The 17229-nt window shown below is 67.7% G+C and carries 20 protein-coding genes; 4 read left to right on the top strand and 16 right to left on the bottom strand.

Going from position 1 to position 17229, the window contains the following annotated elements; genetic code table 11:
• Positions 1–15 precede the first annotated feature (15 nt).
• The 8 genes from OIE13_RS35755 to OIE13_RS35720 form a co-directional block, all read right to left on the bottom strand.
• Positions 16–711, bottom strand: a complete 696-nt coding sequence (locus OIE13_RS35755) for a dTMP kinase (RefSeq protein WP_326644656.1) — start codon at positions 709–711, stop codon at positions 16–18.
• A gap of 22 nt (positions 712–733) precedes the next feature.
• Complete coding sequence (locus OIE13_RS35750; RefSeq protein ID WP_326829347.1) at positions 734–1801, bottom strand: hypothetical protein; 1068 nt, start codon at positions 1799–1801, stop codon at positions 734–736.
• Positions 1798–2610 (bottom strand): hypothetical protein, encoded by an 813-nt coding sequence (locus tag OIE13_RS35745; protein WP_326644662.1) that lies wholly within the window; start codon positions 2608–2610, stop codon positions 1798–1800. Before OIE13_RS35745 ends, OIE13_RS35750 begins: the two co-directional genes overlap by 4 nt.
• A complete protein-coding gene (folE, locus tag OIE13_RS35740; RefSeq protein WP_326644664.1) occupies positions 2610–3209 on the bottom strand; it encodes a GTP cyclohydrolase I in 600 nt (199 codons plus the stop codon). The genes OIE13_RS35745 and folE overlap by 1 nt, the downstream gene beginning before the upstream one ends.
• A gap of 147 nt (positions 3210–3356) precedes the next feature.
• Positions 3357–3545: a hypothetical protein gene (locus tag OIE13_RS35735; protein WP_326644665.1), complete on the bottom strand. Its 189-nt coding sequence runs from the start codon at positions 3543–3545 to the stop codon at positions 3357–3359.
• A 20-nt stretch (positions 3546–3565) separates the two neighbouring features.
• Entirely contained in the window at positions 3566–3976 is a 411-nt protein-coding gene (locus OIE13_RS35730) for a 6-pyruvoyl trahydropterin synthase family protein (protein WP_326644668.1), read from the bottom strand.
• A gap of 198 nt (positions 3977–4174) precedes the next feature.
• Complete coding sequence (locus tag OIE13_RS35725) at positions 4175–4858, bottom strand: 7-carboxy-7-deazaguanine synthase QueE (protein ID WP_326646896.1); 684 nt, start codon at positions 4856–4858, stop codon at positions 4175–4177.
• Between the two features lie 213 nt (positions 4859–5071).
• Positions 5072–5527 carry an ATP-binding protein gene (locus tag OIE13_RS35720; protein WP_326644670.1) on the bottom strand — a complete coding sequence of 152 codons (456 nt, stop codon included), beginning with the start codon at positions 5525–5527 and terminating at the stop codon, positions 5072–5074.
• Between the two features lie 323 nt (positions 5528–5850).
• Here OIE13_RS35720 and OIE13_RS35715 point away from each other — a divergent pair, with 323 nt between their 5' ends.
• Positions 5851–6162, top strand: coding sequence for a phosphotransferase family protein (locus tag OIE13_RS35715; protein ID WP_326829346.1), 312 nt, complete (start codon positions 5851–5853; stop codon positions 6160–6162).
• Here OIE13_RS35715 and OIE13_RS35710 read toward each other — a convergent pair.
• The 4 genes from OIE13_RS35710 to OIE13_RS35695 all read right to left on the bottom strand — a co-directional run bounded on the left by OIE13_RS35710 (position 6157) and on the right by OIE13_RS35695 (position 9120).
• Positions 6157–7203, bottom strand: a complete 1047-nt coding sequence (locus tag OIE13_RS35710) for an ISAs1 family transposase (protein WP_326644674.1) — start codon at positions 7201–7203, stop codon at positions 6157–6159. The genes OIE13_RS35715 and OIE13_RS35710 overlap by 6 nt on opposite strands.
• Positions 7204–7227: 24 nt before the next feature.
• The gene (locus tag OIE13_RS35705; protein ID WP_326644676.1) at positions 7228–7500 is read right to left on the bottom strand and encodes a transposase family protein; all 273 of its coding nucleotides are present in this window, start codon (positions 7498–7500) and stop codon (positions 7228–7230) included.
• Between the two features lie 298 nt (positions 7501–7798).
• Positions 7799–8248: a DUF397 domain-containing protein gene (locus OIE13_RS35700; RefSeq protein ID WP_326646898.1), complete on the bottom strand. Its 450-nt coding sequence runs from the start codon at positions 8246–8248 to the stop codon at positions 7799–7801.
• Between the two features lie 5 nt (positions 8249–8253).
• Positions 8254–9120, bottom strand: a complete 867-nt coding sequence (locus OIE13_RS35695; protein ID WP_326644678.1) for a helix-turn-helix domain-containing protein — start codon at positions 9118–9120, stop codon at positions 8254–8256.
• Between the two features lie 201 nt (positions 9121–9321).
• On the opposite strand from OIE13_RS35695, the gene OIE13_RS35690 reads away from it, so the two are divergent.
• The gene (locus OIE13_RS35690; protein WP_326644680.1) at positions 9322–9759 is read left to right on the top strand and encodes an ATP-binding protein; all 438 of its coding nucleotides are present in this window, start codon (positions 9322–9324) and stop codon (positions 9757–9759) included.
• 79 nt (positions 9760–9838) lie between these two features.
• Here OIE13_RS35690 and OIE13_RS35685 read toward each other — a convergent pair whose 3' ends face one another.
• Positions 9839–11584: an ABC transporter ATP-binding protein gene (locus tag OIE13_RS35685; RefSeq protein WP_326644682.1), complete on the bottom strand. Its 1746-nt coding sequence runs from the start codon at positions 11582–11584 to the stop codon at positions 9839–9841.
• Complete coding sequence (locus OIE13_RS35680; RefSeq protein WP_326644684.1) at positions 11581–13272, bottom strand: ABC transporter ATP-binding protein; 1692 nt, start codon at positions 13270–13272, stop codon at positions 11581–11583. The genes OIE13_RS35685 and OIE13_RS35680 overlap by 4 nt, the downstream gene beginning before the upstream one ends.
• Positions 13273–13387: 115 nt before the next feature.
• On the opposite strand from OIE13_RS35680, the gene OIE13_RS35675 reads away from it, so the two are divergent.
• Together OIE13_RS35675 and OIE13_RS35670 are read left to right on the top strand one after the other, a co-directional pair.
• On the top strand, positions 13388–13621 hold the full coding sequence (locus OIE13_RS35675) for an RNA polymerase subunit sigma-70 (RefSeq protein ID WP_326644686.1): 234 nt from the start codon (positions 13388–13390) through the stop codon (positions 13619–13621).
• Positions 13622–13623: 2 nt separating this feature from the next.
• Positions 13624–14202 carry a Clp protease N-terminal domain-containing protein gene (locus tag OIE13_RS35670; RefSeq protein WP_326829345.1) on the top strand — a complete coding sequence of 193 codons (579 nt, stop codon included), beginning with the start codon at positions 13624–13626 and terminating at the stop codon, positions 14200–14202.
• Between the two features lie 266 nt (positions 14203–14468).
• Here OIE13_RS35670 and OIE13_RS35665 read toward each other — a convergent pair whose 3' ends face one another.
• Both OIE13_RS35665 and OIE13_RS35660 read right to left on the bottom strand, forming a co-directional pair.
• Complete coding sequence (locus OIE13_RS35665; RefSeq protein WP_326646899.1) at positions 14469–15206, bottom strand: succinate dehydrogenase/fumarate reductase iron-sulfur subunit; 738 nt, start codon at positions 15204–15206, stop codon at positions 14469–14471.
• A gap of 93 nt (positions 15207–15299) precedes the next feature.
• Positions 15300–17228 carry a fumarate reductase/succinate dehydrogenase flavoprotein subunit gene (locus OIE13_RS35660; protein WP_326644690.1) on the bottom strand — a complete coding sequence of 643 codons (1929 nt, stop codon included), beginning with the start codon at positions 17226–17228 and terminating at the stop codon, positions 15300–15302.
• Position 17229 lies beyond the last annotated feature (1 nt).

Genomic DNA, 17229 nt, shown 5'->3' with positions numbered 1-17229 from the left:
TGTCGTAGGGATGAGTCAGAGCGTGAGCTGGAGGCGCTCGGCAAGGGCGTCGGCGGCGTTCTTGAACACGGCGTCGCGGTCCATGCCGGTGACGTCCAGTGACAGCCAGCCGCCGCGCTGCTCCTGTTGGCTCAGCTGGGCTAGGACGGTGTCCTGGTAGCGGATGAAGTTCTCCTCGCTGCGACCGGAGTGGCCAGTCTCCAGGGAAGTGAACTCGCCCTTACGGCGCAGGGCTTCGCGGGCGCCGATGCGCAGGAAGATCACCAGGTCGGGTTCGGTGAGGTGGGCGAAGACCCGTTCGGCGAGGCGGGTGGAGACCTCGGGGTTGACCGCGTAGCGAGCGAGGATCTTGTGGTGCGCGTTGTCGAGGATGACGTGGGTACCGGCGGCGAGGACAGGCTGGATCACCAGTTCGTCCTGAAGGGAGTACCAGGCAGCCAGCGCCAGCAGCCAGTAGTGGTCGCCGCAGGCCTGGGCGACGCGGGTGTCGCGACGGTAGATGAGCTCGTTGAGCCGGTCCAGGTAGGCGGACAGGTCAGGGTCCATGGGGACGTCGGTGGTGTGCTTGCCGACCAGGATGGCCGGGTGGCCGGCGTCGACCAATGCCTGATGCAGGCGGGCGGCGAGGGTGGACTTGCCTGCGCCGTCGATACCGGTGACCGTGATCTCCCGCCCGCGCACAGGGCTGGCGGGCTGTGCTGCGACTGTCATGGTCGTGTTCCTCCATGGAGGCTCAGCTGGGGCGGACTGCCAGGCGGTTGGCGATGGTGTCGCGGATCCGGCTGACCAGGACGGCGCGCCGCCGGACGACATCGCCGTGACGCTCATTGGATAGGTCCGCTGGGTAGTGGCGGGCGAGATTGTTGGAAATGACGTGGAGGTAGCCGAAGCTGATCCCCGCGCGGCGCGCGGCCGCCCCCATGGGGCCGATCTCGGGATCGACGAAGGCGTGTCCGGCGTACCTGGCCAGCCAGTCACGGTTCTCCAAGAGGATCGACGGCGAGGTCACGTGGACGCCCGTTTGCACATCGAGCTGGGCAGCGGCGAAGTCACCGAAGAAGTCGTTCCACGTAATCAGGGAGCCGTCGACGAGGCTCTCCTTGCCGGTCGCGAGCATCATGTTGGGCTCCATCTGGGGCATCAGAGCGCCCACCTTGCCGACGTAGACGACAGCACGGGCGCCGAGCTCGGCCAGTCGGCCGACGACTCGGCCGGCGACGTCGCCCCAGATGCTGTGCCGGAAGCCGAGGTAGACCACCCGGTGGCCATGCAGTCTGGCGAGGTGCCAGGCGTAGCCCGGCCCATGCGTCCAGACCGCGCCAGCGGGTGCCAGGTGCTCCAGTGCCCAGCCGACGATCACCAGGTCACCGTCGAGCGCGAGGTCGAGTTGCTCGACGGCCCTACGGCAGAGGTCGGGATCGGGCAGCTGATAGGTGACGTTGTCGGCGGGGCGGCCGGTCATCGCGAGGTACGTGGCGATGATCAGGCCGTAGTGGTGAACATAGTCGGCACCGGGGAACGCCTTGACCACCAGATCTCGGCCATGGACTTCTGCGGTGGGGCGCTCCCAGTTGAACAACTTGCCATTCTTCTCGTACTGGGAGATCACGGCCAGGCGGTCGTAGTCGCCGACGATGCGGATGCTGTCCCAGGGCTGCTCCTGGATGAGGTGATGGACCTTGATCCGCAGATAACGCAGCAGGCTGTCCGGGCTCATCGTGTGCCTGTCCACCTCGATCGGCGGCGCGGGCACCACGGCACCGGCACTGCGCGCGAGCAGGGGGTCGGGCAGGATGCTCATGAACGACCCTCCGGGATCCGCACATTGCTGCCCGCCGCCGACCGGACGACGGCGATGTTCTGCCGGATCAGGTCGAACCGCTTCTCGGGGATCGGGCCGAGATGTTCGATGCGAGGGGTCTTGGGCTTGTCGTACGGCCCGTCAGGCAGCATCGCGATGCCCATCGCGCCGAGGATGACCGGGGCGGCGCCGTCGGCAGAGGCGATCCACTCATGCTCGCACTGCTCGGCCAGTTCCAGGTGCCCGGTCCGGCCGAGGCCCAGCAGCCGGTAGACGATCCGCTCCTCGAGCATGCCGTGGTCCTCCAGGTAGCGGGTGGCTGTCCACCGAGTACGGCACAACCACTCCTCCGGGGCGGGACGCCGGGAGGCGGGCAGTGCGATCGCGCCCGCGTAGTCGCTGGAGACGAAGTGGTCGTAGCAGCGCAGCCACTCCTGGTCGTCCGCTGCGTGCAGCACGGCGCACAGGCGGAACTCATCGCTCAGCTCGCGGATCTCACGTGCGGCTTCGTCGCTGGCCTTGATCGTCGCGGCGCCGTCCGACAAGACGTCTGGGAGGATGATCTCGCGAGCGTCAACCGCACGAGCAGCCGCGACCAGATCGACGGGTGGCAGGGCATGGCCGAGGTCGAAGACGCCGTTGTCGACGACGATCTCCGCACCGCGTTTGGCCTCACGACGGAAGAATTCCCGGTAGGCGGAGTCGGACAGGACACGCTGGGCGGCCACGTGGTGCACGCGGGCAGGCTCCTGGGCGACGAACACCTCCAGGTAGCCGGGCGGGGCGATCACGGAGAAATCGATGGCCATCACGCCGCCCCCCACTGGCCTATGGCGAGGGTGAGGAACTGCTGGGAGAGCGCCGGATCGTCCTGGAACCGGCCGCCGACCTGCAACGTGGTGGTACGGGCGGCCTCCAAGCGCACTCCACGCATGCTCATGCATAGGTGGGTGCCACGGACAGCGACCGCTACGTCCTTGCTGCCGATCACGCTAGCGATCTCCTCGGCGACCTGCCGGGTGAACCGCTCCTGCACCTGGAGCCGTCCGGCGTAACGCAGAGCGATCCGCCCGAACTTCGACAGCCCGACCACCTCACCGTCAGGCAGGTAGCCGACCGCGACCTCCAGGTTCATGGGCAGAAGGTGATGCTCACAGAGAGACCACACGCTCATGCCGCCGACCACGACGAGCTGGTCGCTCAGGTGGGTCTCGGTGAAAGACATGACCTTCGCAGACGGCTCCGGCGACAGGAACGAGTTCCACCAGGACGCGACCCGAGCCGGCGTGTCCGCCAGCCCCTCCCGCCTGGGGTCCTCGCCGAGCGCGGCCAAGAGCTGGCCGATCAGCTCGGTGACGCGCTCGGTGTCGACCGACACTGGAGCAACCGGGTCGGATTGTGCTGGCACGGCGGCACTCTGGCCGGACACCGGACTGTAGACGGCGTTCGTCATGAGATTTTGCCTCGCTTCCAAGTGCTGAGGATGGAGGGCTGAGCTACGGGGTGTGCGGTCAGCGTCCGAGAGGTGCGAACGCCAGGGGGTGCAGATGCCTAGCTATGCGCCATTGGTCAGTGGCCGGTCGGGCTCCGAGCCGCGAACACTCGGGTGGCCTCGATGCCCGCCCTTCGCCGTGGGGCCCTCCAGCATCACGGCCACCGAACCCATCCGTACTGAAGATCGGCTGGAGACGCGGATGCGCTCGGCGATGATCAGCCAGAACTCGGTGGCGCTCCATCCGGGCATCTTTTGAGCTGAGGAGGGGGTTATCGCTCTTCTACGTCGAAGCGAGCCCAACTGCGCTCTGTCTCGCGAACCCGGATGGCGACCAGTTGGCTGGGGATGACCGGCTCAACGTTCTGGATGAACCAACCGGCCAGGAACTGGGCCAAGCGCTCAGAGGTCGGCTCGCAGGGCATGATCTCGTGCAGATTGTGGTGATCGAATTCGGTGTCCAGGAACTTCTTGAACGGCGCGAGGTCTCCGAAGTCGGTGACGAAGCCCGGCTCTTCCAGGACGGGGGCGGTCAGGATCACCTCGACCATGTAGTTGTGCCCGTGCTGCCGCGAGCACTTATGCTCGGGCGCGAGGCTGGGTAGCCGGTGCCCGGCCTCGAAATCGAACAGCTTGCCGATGGTGTGCTTGCCGGGTGGGAGCGGCACCGTGCTGAAGTCCATGGACTCCTCCTGTGCGACGGGGTTTTGGAAATGCGGGCGGCAGGAGGCCGCAAGACAGTCATGTAGTCCCACGCTTCATCTGTGGTGCTGTGGATTCCTAAGGCGGTGAGGAACGGCAGGAACCCTGGGCGGGTGGATAACCGGCGAGGGTGGGTCCACGTGACTCTTCGGCAGGAGCGTGATGAACGGGTTTGCGGGTCAGCGGCCGCGCTCGTCGCCCCACAGCAGGACGTGGAGGCGCTGGGTCATGGACCAGCCGCGGGCGATTACGTCGTCGGCCAGTTCGCGGGCTCGGGTGATCACGGCATCCGGGGTCCTGCCCTCCGGCATCACGTACACCGGGGAGAGCCCGTAGCGCTGGACGAGATCATCGATCTCGTCCAGGTCCGACCTCTCGGTGGCGACGAACTTGAAGACTGCCTTACCGCTGCCCACGAGGGCGGTCAGCGCCTCGGGGACAATGCGCATGCTCTCGGCCATGCCAGCGTTGGACAGCTTGGGCGAAACGTTGAACCGGACACCGTCTATGAGCAGTTCGGGTAGCGGTCCGAACGTGCCGTTGGTCTCGAACTCCACTCGGCGGTTGGCGTCAACCAGGCGGAGCACCAGCGGAACGAGTTGCTGCTGCTGGATCAAGGGCTCCCCGCCAGTGATTACCACGAGGGCGGTGTCCAGGAGCAGTAACTCGTCTCCCACCTCAGTGACGCTGCGCCGGGACGACTCTCTGCGCAGGTCATACCGGGTGGTGTCCCAGGTGTAGGGGGTGTCGCACGGCATCCGTCCGCTGCAGGCCAGGTTGCATCGAGACAGGCGCAGGAAGGCCGCACGTGTGCCGAGGCTGGGTCCTTCGCCCTGGAAGGTGGGGCCGAACAGTTCCGCCACGATCAAGTTGGTTTCCCTCGTTGGGATGGCGGCTCTGGTGTGCGTGTTCATTGTTCTCCAGGTCGCATTGGACCGAGGCGGCGGCCGTCTCGCTCAGACGGATCACCTTGGGTCGGTGGGGACATTGGGTCTGAGGTTCTCGGGGAACCCGGCGGGTGGGGTTGTCACACACGCCGCAGCACAGGTGCTGCGGCACCAGGTTGAATGCCTGTGTCACAGGGCACCACCGGTCAGATCGAACACAGCCACAACGGCTTTTCCTCCTTCGACCGCCTGGACCGTCCAGGCGGTCGAGAACTGCGCGACCAGGTACAGGCCGCGGCCGCTTTCACTGTCGGCGTCGCCAACCAGGTCCACCGTCGAAGCCGTGGGGATAGCACTGATATTGGCTCCACGGTCCACGACGCTCACCGCGGCGCCCTTCTCGTAGACGTCCAAGGTCATCGAGACGACTCCGTTGCCGTGCTGAATGGCGTTGCCGACCAGTTCGTTGGTTACGAGTACCGCGTCGTCGATCTGCTCTGTGCTGGCATGACGGGTTAGTGCCGTGCGCACCCGCTGTCGGGCGACCGACTGAGGAGCGGCGACCCTGCTGAGGGCAACGTCGGCATGGTCGACCAGTTCTCCCAGGCCGTAGTCGCGGATCAACTCGGCGGTCGTCGGGGGCACTCCTCATCTCCTCGCACTGATGCTTTTCGGCGCGGGCCGATATCAGCCCGAGCCCACCATGACGCACGCTTCGTGGCACCAGTACGCCAAACCGTTGCCACTTCGCGGCCATTTCTGCGAGGGAAGATCATTCAACGTGCGAGAGGCGATCACAGGGCTAGCGCACGCGCACTCCTACTCCGACGGCTGGCCCCCAGCGAGAAGCGCGCTGGTGGTGACGGTAATCCTCGGTGGCAAAGCCCCATAGCTCTGGCCTCGCCTCCGCGTCACCAGTCGGACGGTTGGCCCATCCTCAGCTGGCCTCAAAGCCACTCACCGCCGACATGCTCACCCTGCTCCACCCGTGGGAAGAATCAGGCGACCGAGAGCTCCTACCGGGGCCGGCGCCCGCGGTGTTCTGCCGCGGAGATTCCAACCTGCTGAACTGGCTGTGGGACGGAGGCGAAATTCGCTGCGTCGACTTCGAGTTCTCCGGTTACTCCGATACCGCGTTCGACGCCGCCGACCTCTGTGAGCACATCAGCGCCCGCGATATTGACGACGAGGTCTGGGAAAGTCTGCATGCCGATCTGGGGTCACCACACGGCCCCGGCATGTTGAAGGTGTGCTCTCTCGTGGGTGATTTGAGCTCATAGGTCGAACAGGGTGAGCAGGCGGCGAGCGTCGTTTCGGTAGTGCCGCCGGGCGTAGGCCATGTTGACGTGGCCGACGTGGCGGAACGCGCCGATCGCGAGGTTTCTGCAGGTCGCCATCACCTGGGGCAGGCTGCCGGTACGGATCTGGCCGGCGTCCTCACGGAAGGTGACGTCCCGGACGTAGTGCTCGCGGTTTTCCACCCCCCAGTGCCGGCGGACGTAGGTGCCCAGATGGGCGGGTCCGGCCAGGTCGGCGGGCAGGTTCGTGATGGCGTAGGCCACCTCTTTACTACTGCCCGCGCCGTGCAGATCGGCGACGTGCCGTACGATCCGCATGACCTGAACCGCGCCGGGGAAGTCGACGCCGTCTGCGGGGGCGGTACGGATGGTGCGGCGCTCGCTGCGGCCGTGGCCCCGGTCGATCTCTGTATGCCCGGTACCGGCCCGCTCGTGCTCGGCGTCGGTCCCCTCGGCCAGGACGGTCATCGCCGTGGCCAGGAGCACGGGCTGATTGTGCTTCAAAATCAGGACATAGTACGCGCCGAGGTCCTCGGTCAGATGTCGGGCGGTCTCGCGGACGGCGTGCAGCGCGTCGGCGGTCAGGACTGTGCCTGCCAGATCCACTTCGGCTATCAGTGGCTTGAGTTCGGGCACCTCGCTGGTCTTGGCGTCGATGGCCCGCTGAGCGAGCGTCGCATGCCGGGTGTGGCAGAACAGCGACAGCAGTTGGAGACGGCGGCCGTCGGGGCGGCGGGCTCCGCGGACGGCCTTGCCGTCGGCTGCAGCCGCGGGCAGCAACCCCACCATGGCGGGATGTTCCCGGTTGCGTCGGCGGACCCGCCGGGCTTCGCGCTCGTTCGACCATGCCGGCTCCGCCGGCTCGGCGGTGTCCGGTCGAGCCGCACCGGGGGTATCGGGATGGCCGGGTGCGTCGGCTGGGCGGGGCTCCTGCCCGGCCAGGTAAGCGCACACCTCGCGATCCAGTTGGTCGCCGTCGACCTCGCCCAGGACCCGGCGGAAGGTCCGTTCGCCGGGCGGCACATGCAGCCCGGTGAACGGATCACGTCACACCTCCAGTTCGGCCAGTACTTCCTGCGGGTACGCGTCGGAGGCCCAGTGCCAGACCGCGATGATCGAGTCTCCGCCGACCACGGTCACCCCGCACGCGGCCAGTGCCAGGATCGAGGCCGGCGGATGCCGGACGTTTCGGGTGGAGCGGTGGTCGGAAATCCGGCGGAAGCGGGCCAGCAGTCCTTCGCGGGCCACCCGATCGGGCACCGATCCCGTTGTGTTGCCGCTCTCGATCGGGCTGATCAGCGATGATAGGGGCACGGGCACGGCTTCCTCCCGGATCGATTGGTGTGAGAACCTCGATCTTCGGGAGTCGTGCCCGTTTCCATGCCCGAATTGGGTCAGTTATTACCAGCGGCAGAGGCGCAGCCATTCGCGCGCAAGGAATCAAACCCGGTCAAAACTTCGAGATGCCGGGGCCGTGGGGGTCACCACAGCGCTGACGCCGCGCTTCCGAGCCGCACAGCGCACCTGCGCACTGCGCTGGCTGGCCGTTTTGTGGCGCCAGCGCTTCACTCGCGAACAAGAGCTCACCGCGCAGCGAGAGCGAGTACGGCGTCTGCTGTCACGCAGCTGTTGATACAGCGAACTCGCCGACCTGAACGCCATGCTTGAAAGCAATCCATTCCGTACAGGTGTAACGCAGGGTCGTCTTTGCCATCGGATGGCGCAGTGCAATCGCTCCTTTAGGCAAGTGAGCCATCTCAACCCGGTCGGCGGGACTGCTCCCGGCAGCACTCAGCCATGCCACGTCAGAAAGATCGAGGTCGTACAGTTCCGTTTTATTCTGCGGAGATGCCACAAGCTCGTGATCTGCGGCCTCGGCCTTCACGACATCAAGGAACTGCGACCAGGCCATGACGGAAAACATGATGGCCGGTATGTCAGCAGCCTTGGAATCGCGCACCGCTACGACATCGGCAGTTCCCCTGCCGACCATGACACAGTTGGCTCCGCCGTCACTGAAGCTGCTCGTAACCCAGGCCAGGGACTCGGGGGTAGGGCAAACGCTCATTTTACTCACAATTCCTTGATCATTTTACTCAGCGTCGCGATCGTGTCGCGAGGTGGCTGAGCAGCCGACCGAAGGTGGTCAGCGGCCATCGCATATCGAGCCACTTCATCTTCGTCCTCAAGATACTGCGCCGAGGTCAGCGCCTCCAGACAGATGACCTCTGGGCCGGAGTCGAAGCGCATCCAGGTAAAAGCGCCCTCAAGCCCTGCGTGCTCACCCGCCAGATAGGGCAGAAGCACGATCTGAACGTGAGGGCGACCGCGGTCGGCGGCCACATCTTTCAGGTGCTCCAGTTGCTCTTTCATGACCCGCATGTCTGGAGCACCGACGTGCTGACGGACGGCCATCTCTGACAGCACCACCCAAACCTGCGGGGGCTCCTCTCGGTCCAGAACCGTGGTCTTGCGCTTCATGCGCAGGGCCACGAACTTGTCGATCTCCTCTTTGGTCTGCCACATGCGACTGGCCGCCACCACGTGACGGGCGTAAGCCTCGGTCTGCAGCCATCCCGGGATGAGAAGCGGTGACCATTTGAAGATCAATGTTGCCGACTCCTCAAGGCTGAGGTAATCGGCGAAGGGATCGCGTACGACTCCCTGGAACTTCTGCCACCAGTCACGTTCGGCGGCCTTGCTCGCCAACGCCATGATCTCTTCACGGCGAGCCGGATCGTCGAGTTCGTATTTATCGAGGATGAAGGGCACGTCTCTGACGCGAAGTTGCTGCTTACCGTTCTCGATCTTGCTGAGAGACGTCTTGGGACGCATAAGGAGGATAGCGGCATCCTCCAGCGTGAGCTTGCGAGCGTGGCGCAGCATCTCCAGCTCGCGCCCCAGGCGTCGGCGGCGGACCGTAGCCCTGACCTCTGGCATGAGCACCTCTCTGGGACAAACCTGGTCTAACCCAGCATCTTGCCGCGCTCGGATTTTCGCTGGAGCAACTTTCTCCAAATTGAGGTTGCGCTGACACTGGATCTCACAGCATCATCTTTCAAGAACACGGATCGTATCCGAACAACCTCGAAACGTGATGCGATCGCCCCATGCACACACCTGCCCACCCCCGGAGGGGCAATGAACGATGCCATGACAACGGAGAAGGCCCGGGCTTCACACCGGCGGCTCTCCCGGGCCCAGCAATACAGCCCGGAGACAATGGAGCCGATCCGGCGCATCGTGACGATCCAGTTGATCCTCTGGAAAATGCAAGAGGTCATCGTGGACCGCTGCATGATGATCCTCACCGAGCTGTGCAGCAACGTCAGACATACCGATGACGAGCGGTTCGAACTCACGGTGAGCGCCCTCGGCTCCAACGTGCGTCTGAGCGTACGTGACTTCTCCGCCGCACTACCGGTCGTTCCCCAGGAAGCACCGGATTTCGAAGCGTGCGACGGGCGCGGCCTGTTTCTCGCGGCACGCTATGCCGACGAGTTCGGCATGGTTCCCCTGATGGACGGAAAGGTCATCTGGGCGGAGATCACGTCTACCGGCACGTCGGGAACGGCCTGACGGTCGCATTCCACCGTTTCCGAAAGTGTGGCGCGGATCTGTACCCGCGCGTCCAGGTGAGAGCCACAGAAACCTGCTCTCACCTGGAGGTGCCGTGCCAGCTGCGCCACAGGGCCGCGTAGGAGCCTTCCGCGGCGACCAGTTCCTCGTGGGAGCCGAGCTCGCCGATACGGCCGTCCTCCACGACCGCGACGCGGTCGGCGTCGTGGGCCGTGTAGAGGCGGTGGGCGATGGCGATCACCGTACGGCCTTCGAGGACGGCCGCCAGCGAGCGTTCCAGGCGTCGGGCCACGCGGGGGTCGATCAGCGAGGTGGCCTCGTCGAGGACCAGGGTGTGCGGGTCGGCCAGCACCAGCCGGGCCAGGGCCAGCTGCTGGGCCTGGGCGGGGGGAACGTGCTCGCCACCGGAGCCGACCGCCGTGTCGAGCCCCTCGGGCAGGGCCTCGACCCAGTCCCAGGCGTCCACGGCCTCCAGCACCTCGCGGACCCGCGCGTCGTCCGCGTCGGGCCTGGCGATCAGCACGTTGTCGCGCACCGTGCCCCGGAAGATGTGATGCTCCTGGGTCACCAGGGCGACCTGGCCGCGCAGGTCGTTCAGGGGTAGCTCGACCAGCGGGACACCGCCCACGGTGACCGAGCCGGTGCGGGGGCCGTGGATGCCCGCGAGCAGGCGGCCCAGCGTGGACTTGCCCGCCCCCGACGGGCCGACCATGGCCAGCCGTTCGCCCGGCTTGACCAGCAGATCGATGCCGTGCAGCACGTCGTGGCCCTCGCGGTAGGCGTAGCGGACGTCGTCGGCCGCCAGCTCACTGCCGGTGGGGGCGGTGGAGGTGGCCTCGCGGTCGTCGGGCACCTCGGCGACGCCGAGCAGCCGGGCCATGGAGGCGCCGCCGACCTGGAGCTCGTCGATCCACATCAGCAGCCGGTCGAGCGGGTCGATGAGCTGCTGAACGTAGAGCGTGGCGGCGGTGACCTGGGCCAGCGAGACCCAGCCCTGGACGTAGAACAGGCCGCCGACGACCAGCGTCGCCACGATCGGGATCACATAGCCGAGCTCGACCGAGGGGAACCAGACGGTGCGCAACCCCAGCGTGTAGCGCTCGGCCGCCCACGAGCGGGCGATGTCGGTGTCGGTGCGGCGGTGCCGCCGCTCCTGCAGGCCCAGGGCCTCCACCGCGCGGGCGCCGCCGACCGTCTCGGCCAGCCCGTCGGTCATGTCGGCGTACGCGGCGCTCTCGCGCAGGTAGCCGTCCCTGGCCCGGTTGAGGTACCAGCGGGTGGAGATCCACAGGATGGGGACGGCCAGCAGCGAGGGCAGCGCGAGCAGCGGCCCGACCAGTACCAGCGCGCCAACGGTGATCAGGCAGGTGACCAGCGCGATCAGCGTCTCGGGCACGGCGTGCCGCACGGTGCGCGACAGCGAGTCGACGTCACGCGAGGTCCGCGAGATCAGGTCGCCGGATCCGGCCCGCTCGACGACGGACAGCGGCAGGCCGAGCACTCGCCCGACGAACTCCTCACGCAGCTCGGCGAGGACCTTCTCGCCCAGCCTGGCCGAGGCGTAGACGGCGAACCTGACCAGCACGGCCTGGGCGACCAGGAAGCCGCCGATGGCCAGCGACACCGCGGTGACGTCGACCCCGGTGCCGTCCTGGACGCCCTGGACGAGGCCGCCGAGCAGCCACGGCACCGCCAGGCCCGCGACGGCGGCCAGGCCGTGCAGGCCCAGCGCCGCGGTGAGCTCTCCGGGGTATTTCAGGGTGAGCCTGCGGGCGTACGCCCGGACCTGCGCGGTGTCGGCGACGGGCAGGATCTGCCTGCTCACGACTCCTCACCCCGGGTCACGACGGCGGTGTAGCCCGGGTGGGTGGCCAGCAGCTCCCGGTGCGTGCCCTGGGCGCGCACGACACCTCCCTCGACGTAGATGACGTGGTCGGTGCGGTCGAGCACCAGCGGACTGGTCGTGCAGACCAGCGTGGTCTTGCCCGCGCGGGCCTTGGCCAGCCGGTCGGCGATGCGGGCCTCGCTGTGCGCGTCGACCGCGCTGGTGGGCTCGATGAGGATGAGCACCTCCGGGTCGAGGGTCAGCGCCCTGGCGAGCCTGAGCCGCTGCTGCTGGCCGCCGGAGAACTCCCGGCCGGCCTCGGCGACGTGCCCCTCCAGACCGCCGGGCAGCGCCTCGACGATGTCGGTGGCGCACGCGGCCTGCAACGCCCGGGTGATCTCCTCGTCGGAGGCACGGCCGGCGACGTCCAGTTCGTCCCTGAGCACCCCGGCGAACAGCTGGGCCTCGTTGCCGGCGACGAGGACGCGGCGGCGGACCTCGGAGATCGGCAGGGTGTCGAGCGCCACGTCGCCGAAGTCGACGTCGCCGTCGCTGTAGCGGCCGAGCCGGTCGGCGATGGTCACGGCCTCCTCGGGGTCGGCCGCCGCGACGGCGGTGAGCATCCCGGGACGCACCGCGACCCCGGAGGTCACGTCGCGCAGCAGGCCGCCCTCCGAGCGGCCGGTGCCGCCCTCCACCTCGGGCCTCAGCGCCAGGATGCGCACCACCCTGCGGGCGGCGACGTGCCCCTTGGTCAGCTTGTCGGCCGCCTCGGTGAGGGTGCGCACCGGGGCGATCAGGAAGACCGCGTAGCCGTAGAAGGCGACGAGCTGGCCCACGGTGATCTCGCCGCGTATCGCGAAGGTCGCACCGAGCCAGGTCACCCCGGCGATCAGCAGCCCGGGCAGCAGGACCTGCGCGCCCTCCAGCATCGACTCGACGGAGGCCACCCGCACGCCGGCGTGGCGCACTCGCTGCGACTCGGCGCCGTAGCGGTCGGCGAAGACCCGCTCACCGCCGATGCCGCGGAGCACCCGCAGGCCCGTGACGATGTCGGCGGCGCGGGTGGCGAGGTCGCCCTGCAGGTCGCGGTGGTCGTTCTGGCGGCGGTGCAGCGGCTTGAGCAGGGGCGCGACGGCGACCGCCACGAGGGGCAGGCCGACCAGCACCGTCAGGCCCAGCGGCGGCGAGGCGCCGATCAGGATGACGGTCACCACGGCGATGGCGACGACGGCGCCGACGCCGCGGAGCAGGATGTCCATCGCGTTGCCGATGTGGGCGATGTCGGAGTTGCCGATGCTGACCACCTCGCCGGTGGACATGCGCTTGGGCAGGGTCGCGCCCAGCCGGGTCGACTGCCTGGCGGTGACCTGGACGGTCCGGTAGGCGGCGCTCAGCCAGTTGTAGACGGCCATCCGGTGCCGCAGGATGCCCGTGACGGCCTGCGTGATCCCCAGGGCGAGCACCACGGTGCCCCAGGTGACCAGGGCCGGCACGTCCTCGGCCCTGATCGCGTCGATGCCCCTGCCCATGGCGGCCGGCACGAGCGCCATCGCGAGCCACCACAGGGTGGCGTAGGTGATGCCCAGGAGCAGCGGGCCTCGCTGCATGCGGGCCACCCACCGCAGGTAGCCGAGCGGGCTGCGGGCGTCGGGAATGCCGGGATCGGCGGCTGGTAAGGAGCGCATCTCACAGCAAGGGTCACAAACTCCGACCTGGCCAGGCAAACGGTTTTCGGCCTCCCCGGCGTGGCGTCGTCAATCAGGGTTGACAGGCGGGCCGCGTCAACCTAAATTGACATCCATGAGCGATACGGCACAACTGGCATCCGACGCCGGTAGCCGCGATCCTGCCGTCGGCCTGCGGGCCGTACGCGCGCTACGGACGCTGGTCGACCGGCTGGAGGCCCTTCAGGTGGAGAACGCCAGAGATCAGGGCTGGTCCTGGCAGGAGATCGCGCACTGTCTGGAAGTGAGCCGGCAGGCGGTGCACAAGAAGTACGCGGGCGGCCGGGGCCTGCTGAGACGGGAGAGATAGTCATGTTCGAACGGTTCACGGATCAGGCCCGGCAGACGGTGAAACTCGCCCAGGAGAACACCCGCCGGCTGAAGCACCCGTCCATCGGCACCGAGCACCTCCTGCTGGGACTGCTCGACCAGCCGCAGACCGTCTCGGCCCGGATCCTCGGACGGCACGGCCTGGACCACGATCGGGCCAACCTGGCCGTGGTGCGCCTCGTCCCCCACCCGCCGAAGGACGCGCTCGACGCGGACGCGCTGGAGACGATCGGCATCGACCTCTCCGCCATCAGGGAGAAGGTCGAGGCCGCCTTCGGCCCAGGCTCCCTGGACCGGCCACCGCAGCGAAACCACCGTGGCGGCCTGTTCAGCGGTCGTCACATCCCCTTCTCTGCAGCCGCGAAGAAGTCCCTGGAACTGTCCCTCCGGGAGGCCATCGCCCTCAAGCACAAATACATCGGCGACGGCCACATCCTGCTGGGGCTGCTCCGCGAGGGGGAGGGAGTGGCCTCGCGCGTCATCACCGACGCGGGCATCGACACGGAGACGCTGCGCCGGGAGATCGTCCGGGAACTCGGGACACGGCGGACACCCGAGTAGAGCGGGCACGGTCGGAGCGGGCGGCCCTCCGGCACCCGGCTGGGATGTCCCTCCGGAACCCCGGACATGAAGGACACCCACCTCGGGTCCGGGCCCGGGAAACCAGCCGCACGGCATATACGCACAACCGGGAAAACCGGCCGGACGGCATATACGCACAGCCGGGAAAAGCGGCCGCACGGCATATACGCACAGCCGGGAAAAGCGGCCGCCCCGGCGCCCGGCCGTCGTGGCCGGGCGCCGGGGCGTGCGGACCACCGAAGGGCCTACTTGGCGGCCCGCAGGTAGTCGCGGTTCATCTGGGCGATGGTGTCCAGCGGGATGCCCTTGGGGCAGACCGCCGTGCACTCACCGGTGTTGGTGCAGCCACCGAAACCCTCGGCGTCCATCTGCTCGACCATCGCGACGGCGCGGGAGTCGCGCTCGGGCTGGCCCTGCGGCAGGAGGCTCAGGTGGGTGATCTTGGCCGCGGTGAAGAGCGAGGCCGAGCCGTTCGGGCAGGCGGCGACGCAGGCGCCGCAGCCGATGCAGGTGGCCGCGTCGAACGCCGCGTCGGCGTCGACCTTCTTCACCGGGACGCTGTGCGCGTCGGGGGCCGACCCGGCGGGGACGGAGATGAAGCCACCCGCCTGGATGATCCGGTCGAACGCCGAGCGATCCACGACCAGGTCCTTCACCACCGGGAAGGGCGCGGCGCGCCACGGCTCGATGGTGATGACCGCGTTGTCCTTGAAGTGCCGCATGTGCAGCTGGCAGGTGGTGGTGGCCACCTGCTCGCCGTGCGCGACTCCGTTGATGACCATGCCGCACATGCCGCAGATACCCTCGCGACAGTCGTGGTCGAAGGCGATCGGGTCGTCGCCCTCCAGGATGAGCCGCTCGTTGAGGACGTCGAGCATCTCCAGGAAGGACATGTCCGGCGACACGTCCTCGACCCGGTAGTTGACCATCCGGCCCTCGTCGTTGGGGCCCTTCTGCCGCCAGACCTTGAGCGTGAGGTTCATACCCATGGTTTTCCTACCACTCCTCGTTCGCTGCGCACGAGCCGGCCGGACGCGTCCGGGGCACGATGTGTCGTTCCTCGTGTGCCGCCGCGCTCACTTGTAGCTCCGCTGGCTCATCTTGACGTACTCGTAGTCGAGGTCTTCCTTGTGCAGGATCGGACCCTGCTCGCCGTACTCCCAGGCCGCGACGTAGGAGAAGTTCTCGTCGTCGCGCAGGGCCTCGCCGTCGGCGTCCTGCGACTCGGCGCGGAAGTGACCGCCGCACGACTCGGTGCGGTGCAGCGCGTCGACGCACATCAGCTCGGCCAGGTCGAAGAAGTCCCCGACCCGTCCGGCCCGCTCCAGAGCCTGGTTCAGCTCGTCGGCCTCACCGGACACCTTCACGTTCTGCCAGAACTCCTCGCGAAGCTCGGGAATCCGCTCCAGCGCCTTGCGGAGCGACTCCTCGGTGCGCTCCATACCGCAGTACTCCCACATGATCTTGCCGAGTTCACGATGGTAGGAGTCGGCGGTGCGGGTGCCGTTGTTCTTCAGCAGCTTGTCGATCTTCTGGCGCACCTCGGCCTCGGCCTCGGCCACGTCATCCTCGTCGACCTCGTCGTAGGGGCCGTTCGCGAGGTAGTCGCCGATCGTGGTCGGCAGCACGAAGTAGCCGTCGGACAGGCCCTGCATCAGCGCGGACGCGCCGAGACGGTTGGCGCCGTGGTCGGAGAAGTTGGCCTCGCCGATCACGAACAGGCCCGGGATCGTGGACTGCAGGTCGTAGTCCACCCACAGGCCGCCCATCGTGTAGTGGACGGCCGGGTAGATGCGCATCGGCTGGGCGTACGGGTCCTCGCCGGTGATGCGCTCGTACATCTCGAAGAGGTTGCCGTACTTCTTCTCCACCGCGTCGCGGCCCAGACGGCGGATCGCGTCGGCGAAGTCGAGGTAGACGCCCAGGCCGCCGGGGCCGACGCCGCGCCCCTCGTCGCAGACGTTCTTGGCGGCGCGGGAGGCGATGTCACGCGGGACCAGGTTGCCGAACGCCGGGTAGATGCGCTCCAGGTAGTAGTCGCGCTCCTCCTCGGGGATCGCCGAGGCCGGACGGGTGTCGCCCGCCTTCATCGGCACCCACACGCGGCCGTCGTTGCGCAGCGACTCCGACATCAGGGTCAGCTTCGACTGGTGATCGCCGCTGACCGGGATGCAGGTCGGGTGGATCTGGGTGTAGCAGGGGTTGGCGAACATCGCGCCGCGCCGGTGCGCCCGCCAGATCGCCGTGGTGTTGCAGCCCTTGGCGTTCGTCGACAGGAAGAAGACGTTGCCGTACCCGCCGCTGGCCAGCACGACCGCGTCGGCGACGTGCCGCTCGATCTCGCCGGTGACCATGTCACGGACGATGACGCCGCGTGCCCGGCCGTCGGAGACGATCAGGTCGAGCATCTCGTGGCGGGTGTGCATCTTGACGGTGCCCGCCGCGATCTGGCGCTCCAGCGCCTGGTACGCGCCGAGCAGGAGCTGCTGCCCCGTCTGGCCTCGGGCGTAGAAGGTACGGGAGACCTGCGCGCCGCCGAAGGAGCGGGTGTCGAGCAGGCCGCCGTACTCGCGGGCGAACGGTACGCCCTGGGCCACGGCCTGGTCGATGATGTTCACACTGACCTGGGCAAGCCGGTAGACGTTGGACTCGCGGGCGCGGAAGTCGCCGCCCTTGACCGTGTCGTAGAACAGCCGGTAGATCGAGTCGCCGTCGCCGCGGTAGTTCTTGGCGGCGTTGATGCCGCCCTGGGCCGCGATGGAGTGCGCGCGGCGGGGCGTGTCCTGGTAGCAGAACGACGTGACGTTGTAGCCGAGCTCACCGAGGGTCGCGGCGGCCGAGCCGCCCGCCAGCCCGGTGCCCACGACGATGACGCTGAGCTTGCGCTTGTTGGCCGGGTTGACCAGCTTCGCGGAGAACTTGCGCTTCTCCCAGCGGTCCTCGATCGGGCCTTCGGGGGCCTTGGTGTCACGGATCGGCTCACCTTCGGTGTACCCCGTGCTCATC

This window comes from Streptosporangium sp. NBC_01810 (genome assembly GCF_035917355.1).
Lineage (GTDB): Bacteria > Actinomycetota > Actinomycetes > Streptosporangiales > Streptosporangiaceae > Streptosporangium.
Note: the sequence above shows the minus strand (reverse complement) of the source record. Positions and strands in the feature narration are given on the sequence as shown.

Excerpts from the sequence above, each read along its gene's own strand:
- OIE13_RS35695 (WP_326644678.1), bottom strand. The coding sequence starts at position 9,120 with ATGCCAGAGGTCAGGGCTACGGTCCGCCGCCGACGCCTGGGGCGCGAG.
- OIE13_RS35735 (WP_326644665.1), bottom strand. The coding sequence starts at position 3,545 with ATGCCCGGATGGAGCGCCACCGAGTTCTGGCTGATCATCGCCGAGCGC.
- OIE13_RS35690 (WP_326644680.1), top strand. The coding sequence starts at position 9,322 with ATGAACGATGCCATGACAACGGAGAAGGCCCGGGCTTCACACCGGCGG.
- OIE13_RS35680 (WP_326644684.1), bottom strand. The coding sequence starts at position 13,272 with ATGCGCTCCTTACCAGCCGCCGATCCCGGCATTCCCGACGCCCGCAGC.
- OIE13_RS35715 (WP_326829346.1), top strand. The coding sequence starts at position 5,851 with ATGCTCACCCTGCTCCACCCGTGGGAAGAATCAGGCGACCGAGAGCTC.
- OIE13_RS35660 (WP_326644690.1), bottom strand. The coding sequence starts at position 17,228 with ATGAGCACGGGGTACACCGAAGGTGAGCCGATCCGTGACACCAAGGCC.
- OIE13_RS35670 (WP_326829345.1), top strand. The coding sequence starts at position 13,624 with ATGTTCGAACGGTTCACGGATCAGGCCCGGCAGACGGTGAAACTCGCC.
- OIE13_RS35750 (WP_326829347.1), bottom strand. The coding sequence starts at position 1,801 with ATGAGCATCCTGCCCGACCCCCTGCTCGCGCGCAGTGCCGGTGCCGTG.
- OIE13_RS35665 (WP_326646899.1), bottom strand. The coding sequence starts at position 15,206 with ATGAACCTCACGCTCAAGGTCTGGCGGCAGAAGGGCCCCAACGACGAG.
- OIE13_RS35730 (WP_326644668.1), bottom strand. The coding sequence starts at position 3,976 with ATGGACTTCAGCACGGTGCCGCTCCCACCCGGCAAGCACACCATCGGC.
- OIE13_RS35700 (WP_326646898.1), bottom strand. The coding sequence starts at position 8,248 with ATGAGCGTTTGCCCTACCCCCGAGTCCCTGGCCTGGGTTACGAGCAGC.
- OIE13_RS35755 (WP_326644656.1), bottom strand. The coding sequence starts at position 711 with ATGACAGTCGCAGCACAGCCCGCCAGCCCTGTGCGCGGGCGGGAGATC.
- OIE13_RS35745 (WP_326644662.1), bottom strand. The coding sequence starts at position 2,610 with ATGGCCATCGATTTCTCCGTGATCGCCCCGCCCGGCTACCTGGAGGTG.
- OIE13_RS35675 (WP_326644686.1), top strand. The coding sequence starts at position 13,388 with ATGAGCGATACGGCACAACTGGCATCCGACGCCGGTAGCCGCGATCCT.